The organism is Priestia flexa NBRC 15715, from assembly GCF_001591565.1.
Classification (GTDB): Bacteria; Bacillota; Bacilli; order Bacillales; family Bacillaceae_H; genus Priestia; species Priestia flexa.
Window position 1 is genome coordinate 1 of sequence record NZ_BCVD01000067.1, and the last position, 20601, is coordinate 20601.

A 20601-nucleotide genomic window follows, 5' to 3' on the forward strand; every position below is an offset into this window, starting at 1 on the left:
TTTTATGGAACTGGATGAAAAGGGAGGAATGTGGAAAACTAACAAGATAGGAGGGGGATAGTATGAAACACTTAATTGCAATACTGTTTACCGCTTTTCTTTTAGCCGCATGTAACCAAGGAGACCAGCCCCAAGACACTCAATCAAAAAAAGAGCGAGCTGAGCTTGAAAATTATGAAGAATTTACGGATCAAAACCCTAATTTTTTAAATACAACCAATGAACAAACTGCAGTAAAAGATGATGCTACCAAAATTGAAGAAATTATTAACGTCAAAACTCCTTATAAGGCTGGAAATATTGTTATTAGTGGAAAAGATGCGTGGGTGACAGTATACGTTGGAAAAGAATATAGCGCTCGCGAGAAAAACAAGATTATAAAAGATCTCAATGAGGTTTTCTATGAAGGTTTGCCTAGACTTCAATTTCATGTAAACGTCAAGCCATAATCCTTGGTAAAACTCACTTTGTTTTGACTGAATCCATGAGCTATACTATAATTAGAACGTTATGGATAAAAAATGAGGTGAATGACGTGTTTGATCGTTTAGAAGCCGTGGAGGCACGCTATGAGAAGTTGAATGAGCTTCTTAGCGACCCTGAAATCGTAAATGACCCATCTAAATTAAGAGAGTATTCAAAAGAACAATCAGATATACAAGAAACCGTTACGTGTTATCGAGAGTATAAAGAAGTAAAAGAGCAGCTGCAAGATGCAAAAGCAATGCTCGAAGAAAAGCTTGATGCTGATATGCGTGAGATGGTTAAAGAAGAAATTCAAGAGCTAGAGCCGCAAGCAGAAGAATTAGAAGATAAACTTCGCATTCTGTTAATCCCGAAAGATCCAAACGATGACAAAAACGTTATTATGGAGGTTCGTGGTGCTGCAGGAGGCGATGAGGCAGCCTTATTTGCGGGTAACCTATACCGCATGTACTCACGCTTTGCCGAGGCTCAAGGCTGGAAAATTGACGTAATGGAAGCTAATACAACAGGTGTTGGTGGATATAAAGAAATTATTTTCATGATTAACGGTAAAGGTGCTTATTCAAAAATGAAGTTTGAAAACGGCGCACACCGTGTTCAACGTGTACCTGAAACGGAATCAGGTGGACGTATTCATACTTCAACAGCAACAGTTGCATGTCTACCGGAAGCTGAAGAGGTAGAGGTAGAAATTCATGAAAAAGATATTCGTGTTGATACGTTCGCATCTAGTGGACCAGGTGGACAAAGCGTAAATACAACCATGTCAGCTGTTCGTTTAACGCATTTACCTACGGGAACAGTTGTATCGTGTCAAGATGAAAAGTCACAGATTAAGAATAAAGAAAAAGCAATGAAGGTATTACGTGCACGTGTTTATGATAAGTTCCAGCAGGAAGCTCAAGCTGAATACGATGCAAATCGTAAGCAAGCAGTAGGTTCTGGGGATCGTTCAGAGCGTATTCGTACGTATAACTTCCCTCAAAACCGTGTAACGGATCATCGTATTGGTTTAACAATTCAAAAGCTTGATCAAATTCTAGAAGGTAAGCTAGATGAAATCATTGATGCATTAATCATGGAAGATCAAGCGAGAAGAATGGAAGATTCGAATTAACAATGAAAGTTTTTGAAGCCCTAAAATGGGCTTCTTCTTGTTTAAAAGAAGCGCAAAGAGATGAAAATGCTGGTGAGATGTTGTTGCTTCATCACCTTGGCATGACTCGAACTTACCTACTTGCTTCATTGCAAGAAGAAGTCCCAACGGAAATCATGCAAAAATTTCAGCATGATGTTAAAAAACATGTAGCTGGGATACCAGTACAATATCTCATTGGTTCGGAAGAGTTCTATGGAAGAACGTTTCAAGTAAATCAGGAAGTGCTTATACCGCGTCCGGAAACTGAAGAGCTTGTATTAGGCTTAATTGATCGTATGAAACAAAAGTTTGGACACGCTCCAATTCAGGCTGTTGATATTGGAACAGGTAGTGGTGCAATAGGTGTTACACTTGCTTTAGAAGTTCCAACGATAAAAATGACGTGCACAGATATTGCAGAAGAATCGCTAGCAGTAGCCAAAGAAAATGCTAAACGCTTGGGTGCGAAGGTTCAATTTTTACATGGAGATTTATTAAAGCCTTTTATTGAGGCATCTCAGCGATTTGATGTTGTCGTGTCTAACCCTCCATACATTCCTGATAGTGACGAACTATCAACCGTTGTGAAGGACTATGAGCCTAATCGAGCTCTTTTTGGTGGTCAAGACGGTTTGAATTTCTATCGACGTTTTATGGAAGAGCTCCCGCTTGTTATTAACAAACAGGGAATTATTGCATTTGAAGTAGGGTTTGGACAAGCTGATGCAGTATCAGATATGTTAAAAAAGCAGTTCCCTAATGCAAAAGTTGAAGTTGTTTTTGATATCAATGGAAAAGATCGAATGGTATTTGCTTCTTTATAAAAATAATAGATTTTAATAAGTTGCTAGTTTAGGATAGAAAATCATTGTCCATACTATCTTGTGAAGGGATGGTGGACATAATGAAAAAACAAGCAATTATTTATTTTCTTTTACTTATTATTGGAGCGAATATCCAAATTCTATATACAAATCAAAAGGTCGAGGCTACTGAGCCGATGGTTATTCCAGATGAAGCAATTCGTTTACGTATTCTTGCAAATAGCGATAGTAAGAAAGACCAGCATGTAAAACGATTAATTAGAGATGAAGTAAATGCACAAATTACTACATGGGTTCAAGAGTTAACGTCAGTGGAAGATGCAAGAGATGTAATTAAAAGCAACTTACCCACATTAGAAGCGATTGCTAAGAAAGTTATGAAAGAACAAGGTATGGATCAGATTATACACGTTGATTTTGGAAAGGTGAGCTTTCCAACCAAGCTATATGGTCAATTGCTTTATCCAGCTGGTGAATATGAAGCAGTTTTAATTACGTTAGGTGAAGGTGAAGGAGCAAACTGGTGGTGCGTACTGTTTCCACCTATGTGCTTTTTAGATTTCTCAAACGGGGAAGCTATTGAATCACCAATGCCTGAAGAAGAGCAGCCTGTGGAAAAGAAAGAAATGATAAAAGCGGTAGCTGAAGAAGTAGAGAAAGTAGATGCTAATCACACTGACCATTCAAACCTTGTTGCATCAACTTCAAATCTGGCACAAGAAGTAGCTGTAAAAGAAGCGAAAAAAGAAAAGCAGCAGGAGCAGTCTAGTAAAAAAGTACAGGAGAAAGAAGAAGAAGTAGAAGTGAAATTCTTTATTGTAGAACTAGCTTCATCTTTATTCAAATGATAGAAAATAAAAGTATATAGTTCTATTTGTTTCTCATATTTCATAGTTTTGTTACTAGAAACTAAAATGAGGTGATGAGAAATGAAGGAACAATTAAAGTTAGCAGAAGTGAAAGATTGTGGGCGAATTCAATCTTTCTTAACAAAAGCAGGTATTAGTTCAGAAGGTGTAGCAGAAAGCATTCATCATTTTGTTATTATGGAAGATGAGAATGACGAGCTGTTAGCAACTGTTGGATTTGAAAAAGATGGAGAGCATGGGTTATTACGTTCTCTTGTTGTTTCACCTTCCCTCATGCGATCGGACATTCTATTGTTATTCAAAAGCATTGTACAGCTAGCTAAAAAAAATGATGTTCATCAATTATATTTAGTGACGAACAAGGCTTCGTCCGTACAGTTTTTTTCAATGATGAATTTTCAGCAAATCAGTTACGAAAATTTGCCAGATGGCTTGAAGTATCATTCTTATCTACGAAATCTTTCAAGCTTAGAGCAAGTATATGTAATGGCTTATCAAGATTGAATTTCACACATGTGGATAAAGATCATCCACAAAGTTATTAACAAACAAACAAGCTTTATCCACATTTTGTGGATAAAGCTTGTTTGTTGCAACCGTCTATTGATAAAATAAATTAAAATCTTGTATAAATAGTAGGTAATAGAGATGTTTTTACCTATATATAGTTGTACCAATAGGAGTGAATGAAATGAACACAAAAATCTGGTCTGTGGATAAAGAAATGAAAAATCAAGATAGTTATCCACAGATAGAAGAAGCATCTTTGTTGTTAAGAAACCAAGAAGTCGTTGCGTTTCCTACAGAAACAGTCTATGGGTTAGGGGCAGATGCAACCTCTGAACAGGCTGTGGATAAAATTTTCAAAGCGAAAGGTCGTCCGAGTGATAACCCGCTTATTGTACACATTGGTGACGTGGAACAGTTAGATAGTATTGTAGCCGAGGTGTCAGAAACAGCTCGGGAAATAATGAAAGCTTTTTGGCCAGGACCTATTACGCTCATTTTTCCTAAAAAAGGATTTGTAGCAGAGAACGTTACGGCAGGTTTGGATAGCGTTGCCGTCCGAATGCCTTCGCATCCCGTAGCTCTAGCTTTATTAAAAAAAGCAAGTGTACCAGTAGCTGCACCAAGTGCAAACCTATCCGGAAAGCCAAGTCCAACAAGTGCTCAGCATGTTATGAACGATTTGGAAGGTAGAATTAGTGGAATTGTTGATGGTGGAACGACCGGAGTTGGTCTAGAATCTACGGTACTGGATTGTACGGAAGACATCCCAGTCATTTTACGTCCTGGTGGCGTTACAAAAGAACAATTAGAAGCTTTAATTGGAGAAGTAAGGGTAGACCAAGCTCTTAAAGATGAAAAGGAAGCGCCAAAATCTCCAGGAATGAAGTATACACATTATGCTCCTAATGCGCCGCTCATCATTGTGAAAGGTTCAGAGAAATTTTTACAGGAGCAAGTTGAGTATTTTCAAAAACAAGGAAAGAAAGTTGGAGTTTTAACAACCCATGAAAATAAAAACTCTTATCATGCAGATCAGATTTTAACTTGCGGCTATCGAGATAAGTTAGAAACGGTTGCGAGTGAACTTTATCATGTTTTACGTTCTTTTAACGACTATGACGTAGACGTTATTTTAAGTGAAAGCTTTCCTGAGCATGGAGTAGGTCAAGCTTTAATGAATCGGTTAGTGAAAGCGGCTGGTCATCAGTTTATTGTTCAATAATTTTAGATTCATCTTCTAAACCATTTCGTGCGTGCATAAGGTGAAATAGGCACGTCCGAGGAGGTTGAAGATGGATATTTCAGGATTAATTAGTGAACTGATTACATTAGTTATTATGGCATTTGCGTTAGGAATGGACGCCTTTTCGGTCGGACTTGGAATGGGTCTAGTCCGTTTACGCTTTCGCCAAATTTTTTACATCGGAGTAATAATAGGTCTTTTCCATATATGGATGCCCCTTTTGGGTATGTTTATTGGAAAACTGTTGTCTGATAAGCTGGGAATGTTAGCTACATATGGTGGAGGCGTATTACTTCTCATATTAGGAATACAAATGATTTACTCATCCTTCAAGCGTGACGAAGAGCCGTTTATTAAACCTGTAGGATGGGGATTAATTATCTTTGCATTGGGCGTTAGCTTAGATAGTTTTTCTGTGGGCTTAAGCCTTGGGATTTTTGGAGCAAGAACATTTTTAACAATTATGATTTTCGGCGTAGTAAGTATGCTGTTAACATGGTTAGGTCTTTTGCTTGGAAGACGTGTTCAAGGTTGGTTAGGTTCGTACAGTGAAGCGTTAGGGGGAAGCATTCTCCTTGCATTTGGAATCAAGCTTCTTTTTCAATTATAAATAGCTTATTAATTTAATACTCTAAAAAAGCAAGCTCTATTAGCATAGAGCTTGCTTTTTTATGCTTACATTTAATGAAAAGTATCATAGGTCATGGGTGTTGAACTCTTCTATCTATTAAGGATAAAATAAAGGCAATGTAAAAAGGGATTATTAGTAGTAAGATAAGGAGAGATTTTAGATTGAAAAAAGTCTTATTTGTTTGTACAGGAAATACATGTCGAAGTCCTATGGCGGCAGCTTGGTTAAGCAGTCAAAAAAAGCGTGGAATAGAAGTAAAATCAGCGGGTTTATTTGCAATGGACGGTCAACCGATTTCTGCGCATGCAGCAGCAGTTTTAGCGCAGCAAGGTATTGATTCATCGCATACATCATCTAGTATTACAAGAGAAATGTTAGATTGGGCAACTCATATTTTTACTATGACAAGTAGTCATAAACAGATGCTGGCAAACCAAGCTCCAGATACTATAGACAAGCTGTTTACGCTAAAAGAATTTGTAGGTGAAAATGGAGACGTTGTCGATCCTTACGGAGGCGATTTATCTGTTTACCAAATGACATTTGAAGAAATGCAGCAGCTTATTAATCGAGCTGTTAAAAAATTAGAAAATTAAAAATGCTAGCTATAAAAGTTACTTTTAATAGCTTATAAGGAGGATCCATTATGAAAGTAGCGATTGCATCAGATCACGGTGGTATAAATATTCGAAAAGAAATTATGCAGTTAATGGAAGAACTAAATGTTGAGTATGTTGACTTAGGCTGTGAGTGCAGTGATTCAGTAGATTATCCAGACTATGCAATTCCAGTTGCTGAAAAAGTGGCAGGTGGAGAGGTTGATAAAGGAATTCTAATTTGTGGAACAGGAATTGGAATGAGTATTGCTGCGAATAAAGTAAAAGGTGTTCGCTGTGCACTTGTCCACGATACGTTTAGCGCAAGGGCGACCAGAGAACATAATGACACAAATGTACTAGCGATGGGTGAGCGTGTGATTGGCCCAGGTTTAGCTAGAGATATTGCTAAGATATGGTTAACAACGGATTTTGAAGGCGGACGTCATGAGAATCGTGTCAACAAAATTAAAGCATATGAAAAGTAAATGATGTAAAGGAGGCGCTTTAGAATGTCTAATGCTCAAGATTGGGCTCGGGAATTAGAAGTTGTGCTAGCAGATTTTTCACAACAGGTAACACTTCAGCAAGATAGTTTGTTTGTAGTTGGTTGCAGTACAAGTGAAGTTGTTGGAGAGCGAATCGGAACATCAGGAACTGAAGAAGCAGCTGAGGTAATCTATGGTAAGCTTCAAGAGTTTGCAAAGGAAAAAGGCATCGATTTAGCGTTTCAATGCTGTGAACATTTAAATCGAGCGCTAGTGGTAGAACGAGAAACCGCGTTAAAGCAAAACTTAGATCTTGTAACGGTTATCCCAGTTCGAAAAGCAGGTGGAGCAATGGCTACGTACGCATATCATCATTTCAATGACCCTGTTATTGTTGAATTTATTAAAGCCGATGCAGGTATTGATATTGGGGATACGTTTATTGGTATGCACTTAAAGCATGTGGCTGTTCCTGTTAGGTGTTCCCTTAAACAAATTGGTCAAGCGCACATGACTATTGCTTATACTCGACCAAAACTAATTGGTGGACCTAGAGCTATTTACGAACGATTGTAAATAAATATATTAATATAATGCACATTTTTTGTTTTTTATTCTAAATAAACCATGTTACAATGTAGATGAATTAATAAAAAACGAACATTGTTCATACGAAACGAAACGAGGAGAGGATTTCGATGGAGAAAAAGTTAGTGCAGCAAGATCCAGCAGTTTATAATGCAATTCAAGATGAATTAGGGCGTCAACGCACAAAAATTGAGTTAATTGCATCAGAAAACTTCGTTACAACGGCAGTAATGGAAGCTCAAGGTTCTGTACTTACAAATAAATATGCAGAAGGTTATCCAGCAAAGCGTTATTATGGTGGCTGCGAGCACGTAGACGTAGTGGAAGACTTAGCTCGTGACCGTGCAAAAGAAATCTTTGGTGCGGAGCATGTGAACGTTCAACCTCACTCAGGTGCTCAAGCAAACATGGCTGTATACTTTACAATTTTAGAGACAGGAGATACGGTTCTTGGTATGAACTTATCTCACGGTGGACATTTAACGCACGGTAGTCCGGTAAACTTCAGCGGTGTGCAGTACAATTTCATTGAATATGGTGTAGATGCAGACACACATCGTATTAACTATGAAGATGTATTAGAAAAAGCACGCACTCATAAACCAAAGCTGATCGTTGCTGGTGCTAGTGCGTACCCTCGTGAAATTGACTTTAAGAAATTCCGTGAAATTGCAGATGAAGTGGGAGCATATTTAATGGTAGACATGGCTCACATTGCTGGACTTGTAGCAGCTGGCCTTCATCCAAACCCGGTTCCACATGCTCATTTCGTTACAACAACTACGCATAAAACATTACGCGGGCCACGTGGTGGAATGATTTTATGTAAAGAAGAATTTGCAAAAGCAATTGATAAATCAATCTTTCCTGGAATCCAAGGTGGACCATTAATGCACGTTATTGCTGCTAAAGCAGTAGCGTTCGGTGAAGCGTTACAAGCTGAATTTAAGCAGTATGCACAAAATATCATCGACAATGCAAATCGCTTAGCAGAAGGGTTAACAAAAGAAGGCTTTAAGTTAGTTTCTGGCGGTACAGATAACCACCTCGTTCTAATTGATGTAAGTTCAATGGGATTAACGGGTAAAGTTGCTGAAAAAGCGTTAGATGAAGTTGGAATTACAACGAATAAAAACACGATTCCTTACGACCAACAAAGTCCATTTGTAACAAGTGGAATTCGTATCGGAACAGCTGCTGTGACAACTCGTGGATTCGGTGCTGAAGAAATGGATGAAATTGCTGCTATCATTGGCTTAACACTAAAGAATATTGATAATGAAGAAAAGTTAGCGGAAGCAACAGCTCGTGTAGAAGCATTAACAAGCAAGTTTGAAATGTATGCATCTTTATAATCTATAAGAAATAGTAAAATGCGAAAAGAAAAGGTGGGGATTTACCCAGCTTTTCTTTTTGTGTCAACGTTTCAAGATGAATGATGTGGTTACACTATTGTTATAGAAAAATATCTATTTTTGGATTAAGCTTGAACTCAAAAATAATTTTCTGTAAAATAGATGCAATGCTTAAGTTATGTTAACGTTATCGTTTTTTTTAAAAAGTAGGTACCATTCAAGCGCTTGAATGGTATTTCAATGTGGACATTTTTAAATTCAAAGGAGAGATTTCAGTGGGCAAAGTATACGTATTCGATCATCCTCTTATTCAACACAAATTAACATACATACGTGATGTAAAAACGGGAACAAAAGAATTCCGTGAGTTAGTAGACGAAGTAGCAAGCTTAATGGCTTTTGAAGCAACTCGTGATTTACCTTTACAAGATGTGGAAATTGAAACGCCAGTATGCAAAACGACTTCAAAAGTAATCGCTGGTAAAAAACTAGGGATTGTACCAATTTTACGTGCAGGTATCGGAATGGTTGATGGTTTCTTAAAATTAATGCCGGCAGCAAAAGTAGGGCATGTTGGCCTGTACCGTGATCCAGAAACACTTCAACCAGTGGAATACTATGTTAAATTACCAAATGATGTAGAAGAGCGTGATTTTATTGTTGTAGATCCGATGCTTGCAACGGGTGGTTCAGCAGTAGAAGCTATTAATTCATTGAAAAAGCGTGGCGCAAAAAACATTAAATTTATGTGCTTAATCGCTTCTCCAGAAGGAGTAGAAATCGTAAAAGAAGCACATCCAGATGTTGATATTTATATCGCAGCTTTAGATGAAAAATTAAATGACCATGGTTATATCGTTCCAGGTTTAGGAGATGCGGGAGACCGTTTATTTGGTACAAAATAATTTCTCAGATACGGGTGATAAATAATGAAGCAACCAGTTAAAGTAATGACGATATTTGGTACTAGACCGGAAGCTATTAAAATGGCGCCACTTGTTCTTGAGCTAAAGAAGCGTCCCAAGGAATTTGAAGCAATTGTGACCGTTACTGCTCAGCACCGTCAAATGCTGGATCAAGTGCTATCCATTTTTGATATCGAACCAGATTATGACTTAAACATTATGAAAGACCGTCAAACATTAATGGATGTAACAACTAGAGGATTAGAAGGTTTAAACGATGTGATGCAAAAAGTAAAGCCGGATATTGTGTTGGTTCATGGAGATACAACAACAACATTTATTGCTGGACTAGCAGCGTTTTATAACCAAATTCCTGTAGGCCATGTAGAAGCAGGTCTTCGCACATGGAATAAATATTCACCTTATCCTGAAGAGATGAATCGCCAGTTGACGGGTGTACTAGCAGATTTACACTTTGCTCCAACAACGAAGTCTTCTGTTAATTTGAAAACAGAAAACAAGAATGAAGAAAACATTTTTGTGACAGGAAACACAGCTATTGATGCGCTAAAAACAACTGTAAAAGATTCGTATGAGCATGAAGTCTTACGTAATCTTGGCAGCGATCGCCTTATCTTATTAACCGCTCACCGTCGTGAAAATTTAGGTGAGCCAATGAAAAATATGTTTAGAGCGGTAAAGCGTATTGTAACTGAACATGATGACGTACAAGTTGTCTATCCTGTGCATCTAAATCCTGTTGTACGTGAAACAGCTAATGATATATTGGGCGATGATGATCGCATTCATCTTATCGAACCGTTAGATGTAATCGACTTCCATAACTTTGCGAATCGAGCACACCTCATTTTAACGGATTCCGGTGGCGTTCAGGAGGAAGCACCTTCTCTTGGTGTACCCGTATTAGTATTGCGTGATACAACGGAGCGTCCAGAGGGCATTGAAGCAGGAACGTTAAAATTAGCTGGCACAGAAGAAGAAACTATTTACAACTTAGCTAAAGAGTTATTAATCGACAAAGCTGTTTATGAAACAATGTCTAAAGCATCTAATCCTTACGGAGACGGCCATGCCTCTGAGCGTATTTGCGATGCGATTAGCTACTACTTTAAACATCGTGAAGAAAGACCTGAAGAATTTAAGCCACTATAAAAAATAAATCTAACACCTCTCACATGAATGCGGTCTCTTTGTGACACGCTATGTAGAGAGGTGTTTTTATGTGGAAAATAACCATTTTATTACTGTCAATGTTTGGAATAAACAGCACAAGCACGTACGGTGAAAGTGTAGAGTTTCCAGATATTCAATCATTTGAAAAACAGGTGCAAAAAACATACATTCTCATGCTGAACGAGCAGAATGTAGCGATTGCCAAACAAGAAATAAAAAAAAAGTATCCAAATGTGAGCATTAACCACGAGTTTCGGGAGGTATTTACAGGGCTATCCGTATCGGGGACTTTATATGACTTACAAAGACTTCGAGAAGAACCTTATATTGATAGTTCGCATGCTTCTGTTTCGTATCATGCAAAAAATGAAGGAAGTGCATCCTACATTGGCAGTGAAAAGGTAAGGGGCATGTTTGATAAGAAAAACCAGCGCTTGACGGGTCGAGGGATAAAGGTTGGAATAATTGATACTGGAATTGACTTTAATCATCCTGATTTAAAGTCAAATTATCGAGGTGGCTATGACGTTGTGGACCAAGATTATTCTCCAATGGAAACAGTAAGCAAGCAAGGAGAACCTACGCTTCATGGTACCCATGTGGCCGGTATTATAGGAGCAAACGGGAAGATGCGCGGAGTAGCACCCGAAGCTGAAATTTATGCCTACCGAGCCCTAGGTCCGGGTGGGTCTGGCTCGTCTGAAAATGTTATTCTAGCTGTTGAAAAAGCAATTCAAGATGGGGTCGATGTCATTAACTTATCGTTAGGAAATGACATTAATGGTCCAGATTTACCTACAAGCTTAGCGTTAAATAAAGCTGTTGAAAAAGGGATCGTAGCAGTAACTTCTAGCGGTAATTCAGGGCCTGGTTTGTGGACCGTAGGCTCTCCTGGAACGGCTCAACAAGCTATTTCGGTTGGTGCTTCAGTTTCTCCGACACGTATTCCATTTATAAAAATGGAAAAGTTATCACAGCAAATTTCTCTATCTCCTTTACCAAATGCCGCGAAGTGGGATATTGATCAGACAATTGTATTAACGGACGCAGGAAGCGGAAGGGAAGTAGCAGATGTTGGAAACAAAGTTGTCCTTATGAAAACAGGAGAAATCTCTCTGTCTAAAAAAATCAGTAAAGCTGAAAAAGCTGGAGCTAAAGCTGTAATTGTATACCATGCTATTAATGGAGTGGTAGACGAGAGTGTAAGTGAATCGTTTTCAATTCCAGTAGTTATGGTTTCGAGTGATGTAGGAGAATCCATAAAGAAAGAAATTCAAAAAGGGAACGCGTATGCATTCGCTTCTATGAAAACTGTAGAAGACATCATTACTCCTTTTAGCTCCAGAGGTCCAGTTACGAGCACTTGGGATATCAAACCTGATGTGGTAGCACCAGGTTACCAAATTAGGAGTACGGTACCGAACGGGTATGAGCCTTTAAATGGAACAAGCATGGCAGCACCTCACGTAGCGGGAGCCTGTGCGTTACTTTTACAGGCTCACCCCAATTGGTCTCCAGAACAAGTAAAAGCGGCACTTATGAGTACGGCAAAGCCAATTCGTAACTTAAAGGGTGAGCTCTATCACTCGTATGAACAAGGAGCAGGAAGAATTCAAGTGGAACGTGCTGTAAAGGCAACAACGCTGTTATCACCTAGCACGCTGTCGTTTGGAGTTTTTGAAGGACAAAGTAACAAAAGGATTAAAATGCGTATTTTTAATGAGGCGAATTACAAAAACGTTTATCATGTTACGCCTCCAACAAAAACGTTTGGAGAAATTTGGAGAGTGCCGCTTTCTTTCACATTGAAGCCGAAAGAAACGAAGACCATTGCAGTTGATCTTCAGGTAAACAGCCATCAAAAGAAAAAAGGCATATATGATGGGCGTTTAGAAATTCGTGATTCACGTGAAACAATATCAATACCCTATTTGTATATGGTTGAAAAGCCAAATTATCCTCGTGTTATGGGACTACAGGCCGTACAGGGAAGTGACGAAAAAACGTATCTATACGAATTGTTTTTGCCTGAAGGAGCAGATGAATTTGGCATTGCTGTTTATGACATAGACACCCTTCGGTTTGTCTCTTATTTAGATGTAGATAAAAAACTAGAAAGAGGGATGTTAAAACGGAAAATTCAGCTGCAGGAAGAGTTGCCCAAAGGTGAGTATAAAGTGTTCGCATACGCTAAAAAAGATGGTAAAACAGAGGTAGCAAACGCAGGGCTAGTAATTGAGTAAAAGGGCGTAAAACCAAGGTTTTACGCCCTTTTACATTGGTCTTATTTAAATATGAAATATGTGTGGCAAAAATGTGAACATCCCTTTTTAGATTGTGAAGTTTTTAGCTTAAACACATTGACATTAAATATGCGCTATTGTATGCTAACAATGGATATAAATGATAAGGTTTTCAACACTTGAAAATCAAGGTTCGCTTGTGTTTTTGACTAACTGTTTTTAACTTTTTTGGTAATTTATACATAAGCTCGCATATTTTTAGAGTAGAGTATGTAGATTTTTTTGAAAAAAAAGAATTTACCAAAAAGGGGTTTTCAAAATGACTAAGCAAAAACGGCATTCATTACAAGCGATTGCATTGATGTCCACCATTCTTTCTCAGTTAGCAGGTTCCGTATTAATCGGTCTATTTGGTGGCAAATGGATTGATGGAAAAGTTGGGACTGAGCCACTTTTTTTAGTTTTAGGCCTTCTTTTAGGGCTTGCAGTTGGCGTCTATGCCATGCTGCGTACAGTCCGACAATTTTTTTCAGGAGATTAATAATCCATGCAAGAATTGCAACATTTATTTCCAAGACTTCGATCCTACATATTTTATTTACTAGCACTATACGTTCTCGGATGGGGATTTACTCCTTATCAAACCGTGTTTTTAGGCCTGATTTTAGGTACAGCACTCAGTTTGTATAACCTTTGGGTTTTAGTAAGAAGGGCTAAACAGTTTGGACAAGCGCTGGATGAAGGAAAACGACCTCGTTCAGTAGGAACATTTGCAAGGTTTGCAACCGCTGCTCTAGCAGTTGTAATTACAATCTCTTATTCAAATACTTTTCATATTATTGGTGTAGTTATGGGATTAATGACATCCTATCTTGTCATTATCATAGATTTAGTTGTTCAAAATATACGCAGGAGATGGGAAGAGAGGTGAATATAGTTGGGTCATGAATCACCAACTCAAGATTTCTTTGGTCTTACGTTTAATCTCAGTAACATGTTGATGATTACCGTGGCGTCAGTCATTGTGTTTTTAATTGCAGTTTTATGTACTCGTACTTTAGCAATGAAGCCTACAGGTATGCAAAACTTCCTGGAATGGGTATTAGACTTTGTGAAAGGCCTCATTAACAGCACAATGGATTGGAAGACGGGTGGTCGTTTCTTAACATTAGGTGTAACGCTACTAATGTATATCTTTGTCGCCAATATGTTAGGATTACCATTTGCCGTTGTTGTCGATCACGAATTATGGTGGAAATCACCGACTGCTGATCCGACGATTACATTGACTCTAGCAGCAATGGTCGTTGTCTTATCACATTATTATGGTATTAAGATGAAGGGATTTGCAGAATATGGTCGAGATTACTTCAAACCAATGCCTTTTCTATTCCCATTAAAGATTATTGAAGAGTTTGCAAATACGCTAACGCTTGGTCTACGTCTTTTCGGGAATATCTATGCAGGAGAAATTCTGTTAACTTTATTAGCAGGGCTTGCTACAAGTGGTACTGCTCTTGGATTATTTGGGGCAGTTGTGCCAACATTGGCATGGCAAGGCTTCAGTATTTTCGTAGGTGCAATTCAAGCTTTTATCTTTACAATGTTAACAATGGTTTACCTGGCACACAAAGTGAGTCAAGACCATTAATTTATAAAACCTTCGCTCAAGCTTTACCCGTTTTGAGCGAGTTTAAAACATGTTGAAAAAATTCTATTTCACTAAGGGAGGACTTTATAAAATGGGTTTATTAGCAGCTGCAATTGCAATTGGTTTAGCGGCACTAGGTGCTGGTATCGGTAACGGTCTTATCGTATCAAAAACAGTAGAAGGTATCGCTCGCCAACCAGAAGCACGTGGTACATTAACAACGACAATGTTCATCGGGGTTGCATTAGTAGAGGCGATTCCTATTATCGCTGTAGTAATCGCGTTCATGGTTCAAGGTCAATAATCAGTAACTTAAAACGTTTAAAAGTGGCGAAGATCATTCGAAAAGAACCTTCGCCATTGCTTTATGTCTTTAATGAGCAAAATCATAGATGTTAAGTCTTTGAAGGGAGTGAAGCAGCCGTGTCAAATACGTTTGTATTAGGAGCATCAGGCTTTAACGGTGGAGATATTTTATTCCAATTAGTAATGTTCCTTATCTTGCTAGCATTGTTACGTAAGTTCGCGTTTGGTCCAGTAATGGGTATCATGAAACAGCGTGAAGAGCATATTGCAAGTGAAATTGATTCAGCTGAACAGCAGAATCAACAAGCACAGAAGCTTGTTGAGGAGCAGCGCGAGCTGTTAAAACAGTCTCGTGAAGAGGTTCAAGTTTTAATGGAAAACGCAAGAAAATCTGCTGAAGAGAAAAAAGAAGAAATTGTTGCTGCTGCGCGTGAAGAGTCTGAGCGTTTAAAAGCATTAGCAAAACAAGAAATTCAGCAAGAAAAAGATCAAGCAGTTACTGCACTTCGTGAGCAAGTTGCATCATTATCTGTATTAATCGCGTCGAAAGTGATTGAAAAAGAATTGTCAGAGCAAGATCAAGAGAAATTGATCAATGAGTACATTCAAGAAGTAGGGGATGTACGATGAGTCAGTCGGCAGTCGCGAAGCGTTATGCATTAGCTCTTTTTCAATTAGCTTCTGAAAAGCAATCAATCGATGCTTTACAAGAAGAGTTAGACGTAGTGGAAGCAGTTTTCGCTCAAAACGATGATTTAATTGAAGTGTTAACGCATCCAAAAATTTCAACCAACCGAAAAAAAGACTTAGTTCGCCAAACGTTTTCAACGTTGACAGAAACGGTTCAAAATACGCTCCTTTTATTATTAGATCGTCATCGCATCCAAGTAGTAGGGGAGATTACTCGTGAGTATCGTGCTCTTGCAAATGAAGCACGAGGTGTAGCTGCAGCTACAGTATACTCTGTAAAAGCATTATCTTCAGATGAAGAGCGTGCTATTTCTGAAACATTTGCACCAAAAGTAGGAAAGCATTCATTATATATTTCAAATGTAATCGATAAGAGCCTAATCGGCGGCGTGAAGCTTCGCATCGGCAACCGTATTTATGACGGAAGTATTTCCGGAAAATTAGAATCGGTACATCGCGAACTTCTTGCACATAGATCGTAGATAGGGGTGAAATTCATGAGCATCAAAGCTGAAGAAATTAGTGCGCTGATAAAACAGCAAATTGAAAACTATCAGTCTGAGATTAAAGTGAGTGATGTAGGTACTGTTATCCAAGTTGGGGATGGTATCGCACGTGCTCATGGCCTCGACAATGTCATGGCTGGAGAGTTAGTTGAATTTTCAAATGGTGTCATGGGTATGGCACAAAACTTAGAGGAAAACAATGTCGGTATCGTTATCTTAGGACCTTACACTGGAATTCGTGAAGGGGATGAGGTACGTCGTACAGGAAGAATCATGGAAGTTCCTGTAGGGGAACAATTAATTGGTCGTGTTGTAAACTCATTAGGTCAACCTGTAGACGGCTTAGGCCCAATTGGAACAACAAAAACACGTCCAATTGAAAGCCAAGCTCCTGGCGTTATGGATCGTAAATCTGTACATGAGCCACTTCAAACAGGTATTAAAGCGATTGACGCTCTTGTACCAATTGGTCGAGGTCAGCGTGAGCTTATCATTGGTGACCGCCAAACAGGTAAAACATCTGTAGCAATTGATACAATTTTAAATCAAAAAGACCAAGATATGGTTTGTATTTACGTAGCTATTGGGCAAAAAGAGTCAACAGTACGTAACGTAGTAGAGACATTGCGTAAGCATGGAGCGCTTGATTACACAATTGTTGTAACAGCATCTGCTTCTCAACCAGCACCAATGCTGTTCTTAGCACCTTATGCTGGTGTAACAATGGGTGAAGAGTTCATGTATAACGGCAAACACGTACTTGTTATCTATGATGATTTAACAAAACAAGCATCTGCATACCGTGAACTTTCATTATTACTTCGTCGTCCTCCAGGTCGTGAAGCATATCCAGGGGATGTATTCTACTTACATTCTCGTTTATTAGAGCGTGCTGCAAAACTATCAGACGCTAAAGGTGGAGGGTCATTAACAGCTCTTCCATTTATCGAAACACAAGCAGGAGACGTATCTGCTTATATTCCAACAAACGTAATCTCGATTACGGATGGACAGATTTTCTTGCAGTCTGACTTATTCTTCTCAGGTGTACGCCCAGCGATTAACGCAGGTCTTTCAGTATCACGTGTAGGTGGATCAGCTCAGATTAAAGCGATGAAGAAAGTAGCTGGAACGCTACGTTTGGATTTAGCATCTTATCGTGAGCTTGAATCATTTGCTCAGTTTGGATCAGACCTTGACCAAGCTACACAAGCAAAGCTTAACCGTGGTGCACGTACAGTAGAAGTATTAAAACAAGGCTTACACAAGCCGCTTCGTGTAGAAAAACAAGTAGCGATTTTATATGCGTTAACAAAAGGCTTCTTAGATGATGTGCCAGTTGCTGATATCACTCGTTTCGAAGATGAGTACTTAGCATGGTTAGATTCAAATCGTAAAGAAGTTCTTGAAACAATTCGTACAACTGGTGGACTGCCTGAAGATGGTGCATTTGAGTCTGCTCTTGAAGTGTTCAAGAAAACATTTGTAGCATCTGAGTAATCGTTAATTTTGTCAAAATGGTATGTTAAGACAAGCTTTTATTAAGGTAAAGGTGAACTTATGTTCACCTTTCATACCACGTGATCTTCTAAAACAAGGTGGTGAAACCTGTGGCATCATTACGTGATATACAAACGAGAATTACATCAACGAAAAAAACGAGTCAAATTACAAAAGCAATGGAAATGGTTTCAGCTGCAAAGTTAAACCGTGCCGAGCAGAACGCTAAGTCTTTTGTTCCTTATATGGAAAAGATTCAAGAAGTAGTTGCAAGCGTAGCAGGAGGCAGTAAAGGCGCTGCACATCCAATGTTAACGGCTCGTCCTATTAAGAAAACGGGATACATTGTCATTACTTCGGATCGTGGCTTAGCGGGAGCTTATAATAGTAACGTTTTGCGCGCTGTCTCACAAGCAATTGAAAAACGTCATACATCTCCCGATGAGTATGGTGTAATTGCAATTGGGAAAGTCGGGCGTGACTTCTTTATAAAGCGTGGTATTCCAGTGTTTTTAGAAATTACTGGTTTATCCGACCAACCATCTTTTGCTGATATTCAAGGAATTACTTCGCAAACGGTGCATATGTTTGCGGACGGTACATTTGATGAATTGTATTTGTACTATAATCATTTTATTAATACAATCTCTCAAGAAGTAACGGAAAAGAAGCTGTTGCCGTTAGCTGACTTAGCTCCAACAGGAAAGCTTGTATCCTATGAATTCGAGCCTTCTCAAGAAGAGATATTAGAAGTGCTATTGCCGCAATATGCAGAAAGCCTTATTTATGGTGGCTTACTGGATGGAAAAGCAAGTGAGCACGCAGCGCGTATGACAGCGATGAAAAATGCAACGGATAATGCAAAAGACCTTATTAATAATCTTACCCTATCATATAACCGTGCTCGTCAAGCAGCAATCACGCAAGAAATTACGGAGATTGTTGGTGGAGCAGCGGCTCTAGAATAGAAATAAGACTTGAAAAGCAAGTTAGGAGGGAACACGATGGCAAAAGGACGCGTTACTCAAATCATGGGTCCAGTTGTAGACGTAAAGTTTGACAGCGGACACCTTCCAGCAATCTATAACGCCCTTAAAATTTCTCATAAACCTGTTAGTGAAAGTGAAGTAGCAATCGAATTAACATTAGAAGTTGCGATTCACTTAGGTGATAATACAGTTCGTGCAGTAGCAATGTCTTCAACTGATGGATTAGTTCGTGGACTAGAAGTAGAAGATACAGGAGCACCAATTTCTGTACCAGTTGGTGATGTAACTTTAGGTCGTGTGTTTAACGTATTAGGTGAGCATATTGATTTAGATGGACCAATCAGTGCGGGAGTTCGTCGTGATCCCATTCACCGCGAAGCACCAAAATTTGAAAACTTATCTACACAAGCTGAAATTCTCGAAACAGGAATTAAAGTAGTTGACCTTTTAGCTCCTTATATTAAAGGTGGTAAAATCGGTTTGTTCGGTGGAGCCGGTGTAGGTAAAACTGTACTTATCCAAGAGTTAATCAATAACATCGCACAAGAGCACGGCGGTATCTCAGTATTCGCAGGTGTAGGTGAACGTACTCGTGAGGGGAACGATCTATACCACGAAATGACAGATTCTGGCGTTATTAAAAAGACGGCGATGGTATTTGGTCAAATGAACGAACCACCTGGAGCACGTCAACGTGTTGCATTAACTGGTTTAACAATGGCTGAATATTTCCGTGATGAGCAAGGACAAGACGTTCTGTTCTTTATCGACAACATCTTCCGCTTTACACAAGCCGGTTCAGAAGTATCAGCCCTACTTGGTCGTATGCCTTCAGCGGTAGGTTACCAACCTACACTAGCAACGGAAATGGGTCAATTGCAAGAGCGTATCACATCTACGAGCGTTGGTTCTGTAACATCAATCCAAGCGATTTATGTACCAGCCGATGACTATACGGATCCAGCTCCTGCAACGACGTTTGCTCACTTAGATGCAACAACTAACCTAGAGCGTAAGCTATCTGAAATGGGTATTTACCCAGCGGTAGATCCATTAGCTTCGACTTCTCGTGCGCTTTCTCCTGAAATCGTAGGTGAAGAGCATTATAATGTTGCACGTCAAGTTCAGCAAACATTACAGCGCTATAAAGAATTACAAGATATTATTGCAATCCTAGGTATGGACGAGTTATCTGATGAAGATAAACTTGTTGTCCAACGTGCTCGTCGTGTTCAATTCTTCTTATCTCAAAACTTCCACGTTGCGGAGCAATTTACTGGTCAGAAAGGTTCATATGTACCAGTTAAAGAAACGGTTCAAGGATTTAAAGAAATCCTTGAAGGTAAATATGATCATTTACCAGAAGATGCTTTCCGTCTAGTAGGACGTATTGAAGAAGTAGTTGAAAAAGCGAAAAGCATGGGAGTAGAAGTATAATATAGGGACATAGGAGGTTTTTTGAATGAAGACAATCCATGTCAGTGTAGTCACTCCTGATGGCCCAGTTTACGATTCGGAAGTGGAAATGGTCAGTGCAAAAGCCCAAAGTGGTGAACTCGGTATCTTACATGGACATATTCCGATGGTAGCTCCATTACAAATTGGAGCCGTCCGCTTGAAAAAAGGAAGCAGCAGTGATGAAGTTGTAGCTGTTAGTGGAGGCTTTCTTGAAGTAAGACCTGACAAAGTAACAATCTTAGCACAGGCAGCAGAAACGTCAGATATGATTGATGTTTCTCGTGCAGAAGAAGCAAAAAATAGAGCGGAAACACGACTGCAAAGCAAGCAGGATGACGTTGATTTTAAACGTGCTGAGTTAGCTTTAAAGCGTGCTTTAAATCGCATAGAAGTTACTAAACAGAAAATGTAATAACAAAGAGACTGAGACA

The 20601-nt window shown here is 39.0% G+C and carries 24 protein-coding genes; all 24 read left to right on the forward strand.

The window, feature by feature from the left end:
* Positions 1-62 precede the first annotated feature (62 nt).
* The 24 genes from BFL01S_RS12080 to BFL01S_RS12195 all read left to right on the forward strand — a co-directional run bounded on the left by BFL01S_RS12080 (position 63) and on the right by BFL01S_RS12195 (position 20582).
* The gene (locus BFL01S_RS12080; protein WP_061785824.1) at positions 63-449 is read left to right on the forward strand and encodes a hypothetical protein; all 387 of its coding nucleotides are present in this window, start codon (positions 63-65) and stop codon (positions 447-449) included.
* 86 nt (positions 450-535) lie between these two features.
* Positions 536-1603: a peptide chain release factor 1 gene (gene prfA, locus BFL01S_RS12085; protein ID WP_025908741.1), complete on the forward strand. Its 1068-nt coding sequence runs from the start codon at positions 536-538 to the stop codon at positions 1601-1603.
* Positions 1604-1605: 2 nt separating this feature from the next.
* The gene (gene prmC, locus BFL01S_RS12090) at positions 1606-2448 is read left to right on the forward strand and encodes a peptide chain release factor N(5)-glutamine methyltransferase (protein ID WP_061785825.1); all 843 of its coding nucleotides are present in this window, start codon (positions 1606-1608) and stop codon (positions 2446-2448) included.
* 80 nt (positions 2449-2528) lie between these two features.
* Entirely contained in the window at positions 2529-3296 is a 768-nt protein-coding gene (gene spoIIR / locus BFL01S_RS12095) for a stage II sporulation protein R (protein ID WP_061785826.1), read from the forward strand.
* A gap of 81 nt (positions 3297-3377) precedes the next feature.
* Complete coding sequence (locus BFL01S_RS12100) at positions 3378-3821, forward strand: GNAT family N-acetyltransferase (protein WP_061785827.1); 444 nt, start codon at positions 3378-3380, stop codon at positions 3819-3821.
* A 187-nt stretch (positions 3822-4008) separates the two neighbouring features.
* Positions 4009-5049: an L-threonylcarbamoyladenylate synthase gene (locus BFL01S_RS12105; RefSeq protein WP_061785828.1), complete on the forward strand. Its 1041-nt coding sequence runs from the start codon at positions 4009-4011 to the stop codon at positions 5047-5049.
* A gap of 70 nt (positions 5050-5119) precedes the next feature.
* On the forward strand, positions 5120-5680 hold the full coding sequence (locus BFL01S_RS12110; protein ID WP_061785829.1) for a manganese efflux pump MntP: 561 nt from the start codon (positions 5120-5122) through the stop codon (positions 5678-5680).
* Between the two features lie 182 nt (positions 5681-5862).
* Complete coding sequence (locus BFL01S_RS12115; protein WP_076512296.1) at positions 5863-6297, forward strand: low molecular weight protein arginine phosphatase; 435 nt, start codon at positions 5863-5865, stop codon at positions 6295-6297.
* A gap of 50 nt (positions 6298-6347) precedes the next feature.
* Positions 6348-6785 carry a ribose 5-phosphate isomerase B gene (gene rpiB, locus BFL01S_RS12120; protein ID WP_061785830.1) on the forward strand — a complete coding sequence of 146 codons (438 nt, stop codon included), beginning with the start codon at positions 6348-6350 and terminating at the stop codon, positions 6783-6785.
* A 24-nt stretch (positions 6786-6809) separates the two neighbouring features.
* A complete protein-coding gene (locus tag BFL01S_RS12125) occupies positions 6810-7361 on the forward strand; it encodes a TIGR01440 family protein (protein ID WP_061785831.1) in 552 nt (183 codons plus the stop codon).
* A gap of 122 nt (positions 7362-7483) precedes the next feature.
* On the forward strand, positions 7484-8728 hold the full coding sequence (glyA, locus tag BFL01S_RS12130) for a serine hydroxymethyltransferase (RefSeq protein ID WP_025908750.1): 1245 nt from the start codon (positions 7484-7486) through the stop codon (positions 8726-8728).
* Positions 8729-9003: 275 nt separating this feature from the next.
* A complete protein-coding gene (gene upp, locus BFL01S_RS12135) occupies positions 9004-9633 on the forward strand; it encodes a uracil phosphoribosyltransferase (protein WP_025908751.1) in 630 nt (209 codons plus the stop codon).
* Positions 9634-9657: 24 nt separating this feature from the next.
* Positions 9658-10806: a non-hydrolyzing UDP-N-acetylglucosamine 2-epimerase gene (gene wecB, locus BFL01S_RS12140; RefSeq protein WP_025908752.1), complete on the forward strand. Its 1149-nt coding sequence runs from the start codon at positions 9658-9660 to the stop codon at positions 10804-10806.
* Between the two features lie 68 nt (positions 10807-10874).
* Positions 10875-13070 (forward strand): S8 family serine peptidase, encoded by a 2196-nt coding sequence (locus BFL01S_RS12145; RefSeq protein ID WP_061785832.1) that lies wholly within the window; start codon positions 10875-10877, stop codon positions 13068-13070.
* 319 nt (positions 13071-13389) lie between these two features.
* Positions 13390-13611 (forward strand): AtpZ/AtpI family protein, encoded by a 222-nt coding sequence (locus tag BFL01S_RS12150; RefSeq protein WP_025908754.1) that lies wholly within the window; start codon positions 13390-13392, stop codon positions 13609-13611.
* Positions 13612-13617: 6 nt separating this feature from the next.
* The gene (locus tag BFL01S_RS12155; protein ID WP_061785833.1) at positions 13618-14001 is read left to right on the forward strand and encodes an ATP synthase subunit I; all 384 of its coding nucleotides are present in this window, start codon (positions 13618-13620) and stop codon (positions 13999-14001) included.
* Between the two features lie 6 nt (positions 14002-14007).
* Positions 14008-14721, forward strand: a complete 714-nt coding sequence (atpB, locus tag BFL01S_RS12160) for a F0F1 ATP synthase subunit A (protein ID WP_025908756.1) — start codon at positions 14008-14010, stop codon at positions 14719-14721.
* A gap of 91 nt (positions 14722-14812) precedes the next feature.
* A complete protein-coding gene (atpE, locus tag BFL01S_RS12165) occupies positions 14813-15025 on the forward strand; it encodes a F0F1 ATP synthase subunit C (RefSeq protein ID WP_025908757.1) in 213 nt (70 codons plus the stop codon).
* A 119-nt stretch (positions 15026-15144) separates the two neighbouring features.
* A complete protein-coding gene (gene atpF / locus BFL01S_RS12170) occupies positions 15145-15657 on the forward strand; it encodes a F0F1 ATP synthase subunit B (RefSeq protein ID WP_025908758.1) in 513 nt (170 codons plus the stop codon).
* Positions 15654-16199: a F0F1 ATP synthase subunit delta gene (locus tag BFL01S_RS12175; protein WP_025908759.1), complete on the forward strand. Its 546-nt coding sequence runs from the start codon at positions 15654-15656 to the stop codon at positions 16197-16199. Before atpF ends, BFL01S_RS12175 begins: the two co-directional genes overlap by 4 nt.
* Before the next feature lie 15 nt (positions 16200-16214).
* On the forward strand, positions 16215-17723 hold the full coding sequence (gene atpA, locus BFL01S_RS12180; RefSeq protein ID WP_025908760.1) for a F0F1 ATP synthase subunit alpha: 1509 nt from the start codon (positions 16215-16217) through the stop codon (positions 17721-17723).
* Between the two features lie 110 nt (positions 17724-17833).
* Positions 17834-18691, forward strand: coding sequence for a F0F1 ATP synthase subunit gamma (locus BFL01S_RS12185; protein WP_061785834.1), 858 nt, complete (start codon positions 17834-17836; stop codon positions 18689-18691).
* Positions 18692-18727: 36 nt separating this feature from the next.
* Entirely contained in the window at positions 18728-20149 is a 1422-nt protein-coding gene (gene atpD, locus BFL01S_RS12190) for a F0F1 ATP synthase subunit beta (RefSeq protein ID WP_025908762.1), read from the forward strand.
* A gap of 25 nt (positions 20150-20174) precedes the next feature.
* Positions 20175-20582, forward strand: coding sequence for a F0F1 ATP synthase subunit epsilon (locus tag BFL01S_RS12195; RefSeq protein ID WP_025908763.1), 408 nt, complete (start codon positions 20175-20177; stop codon positions 20580-20582).
* The last annotated feature ends 19 nt before the right edge of the window (positions 20583-20601 follow it).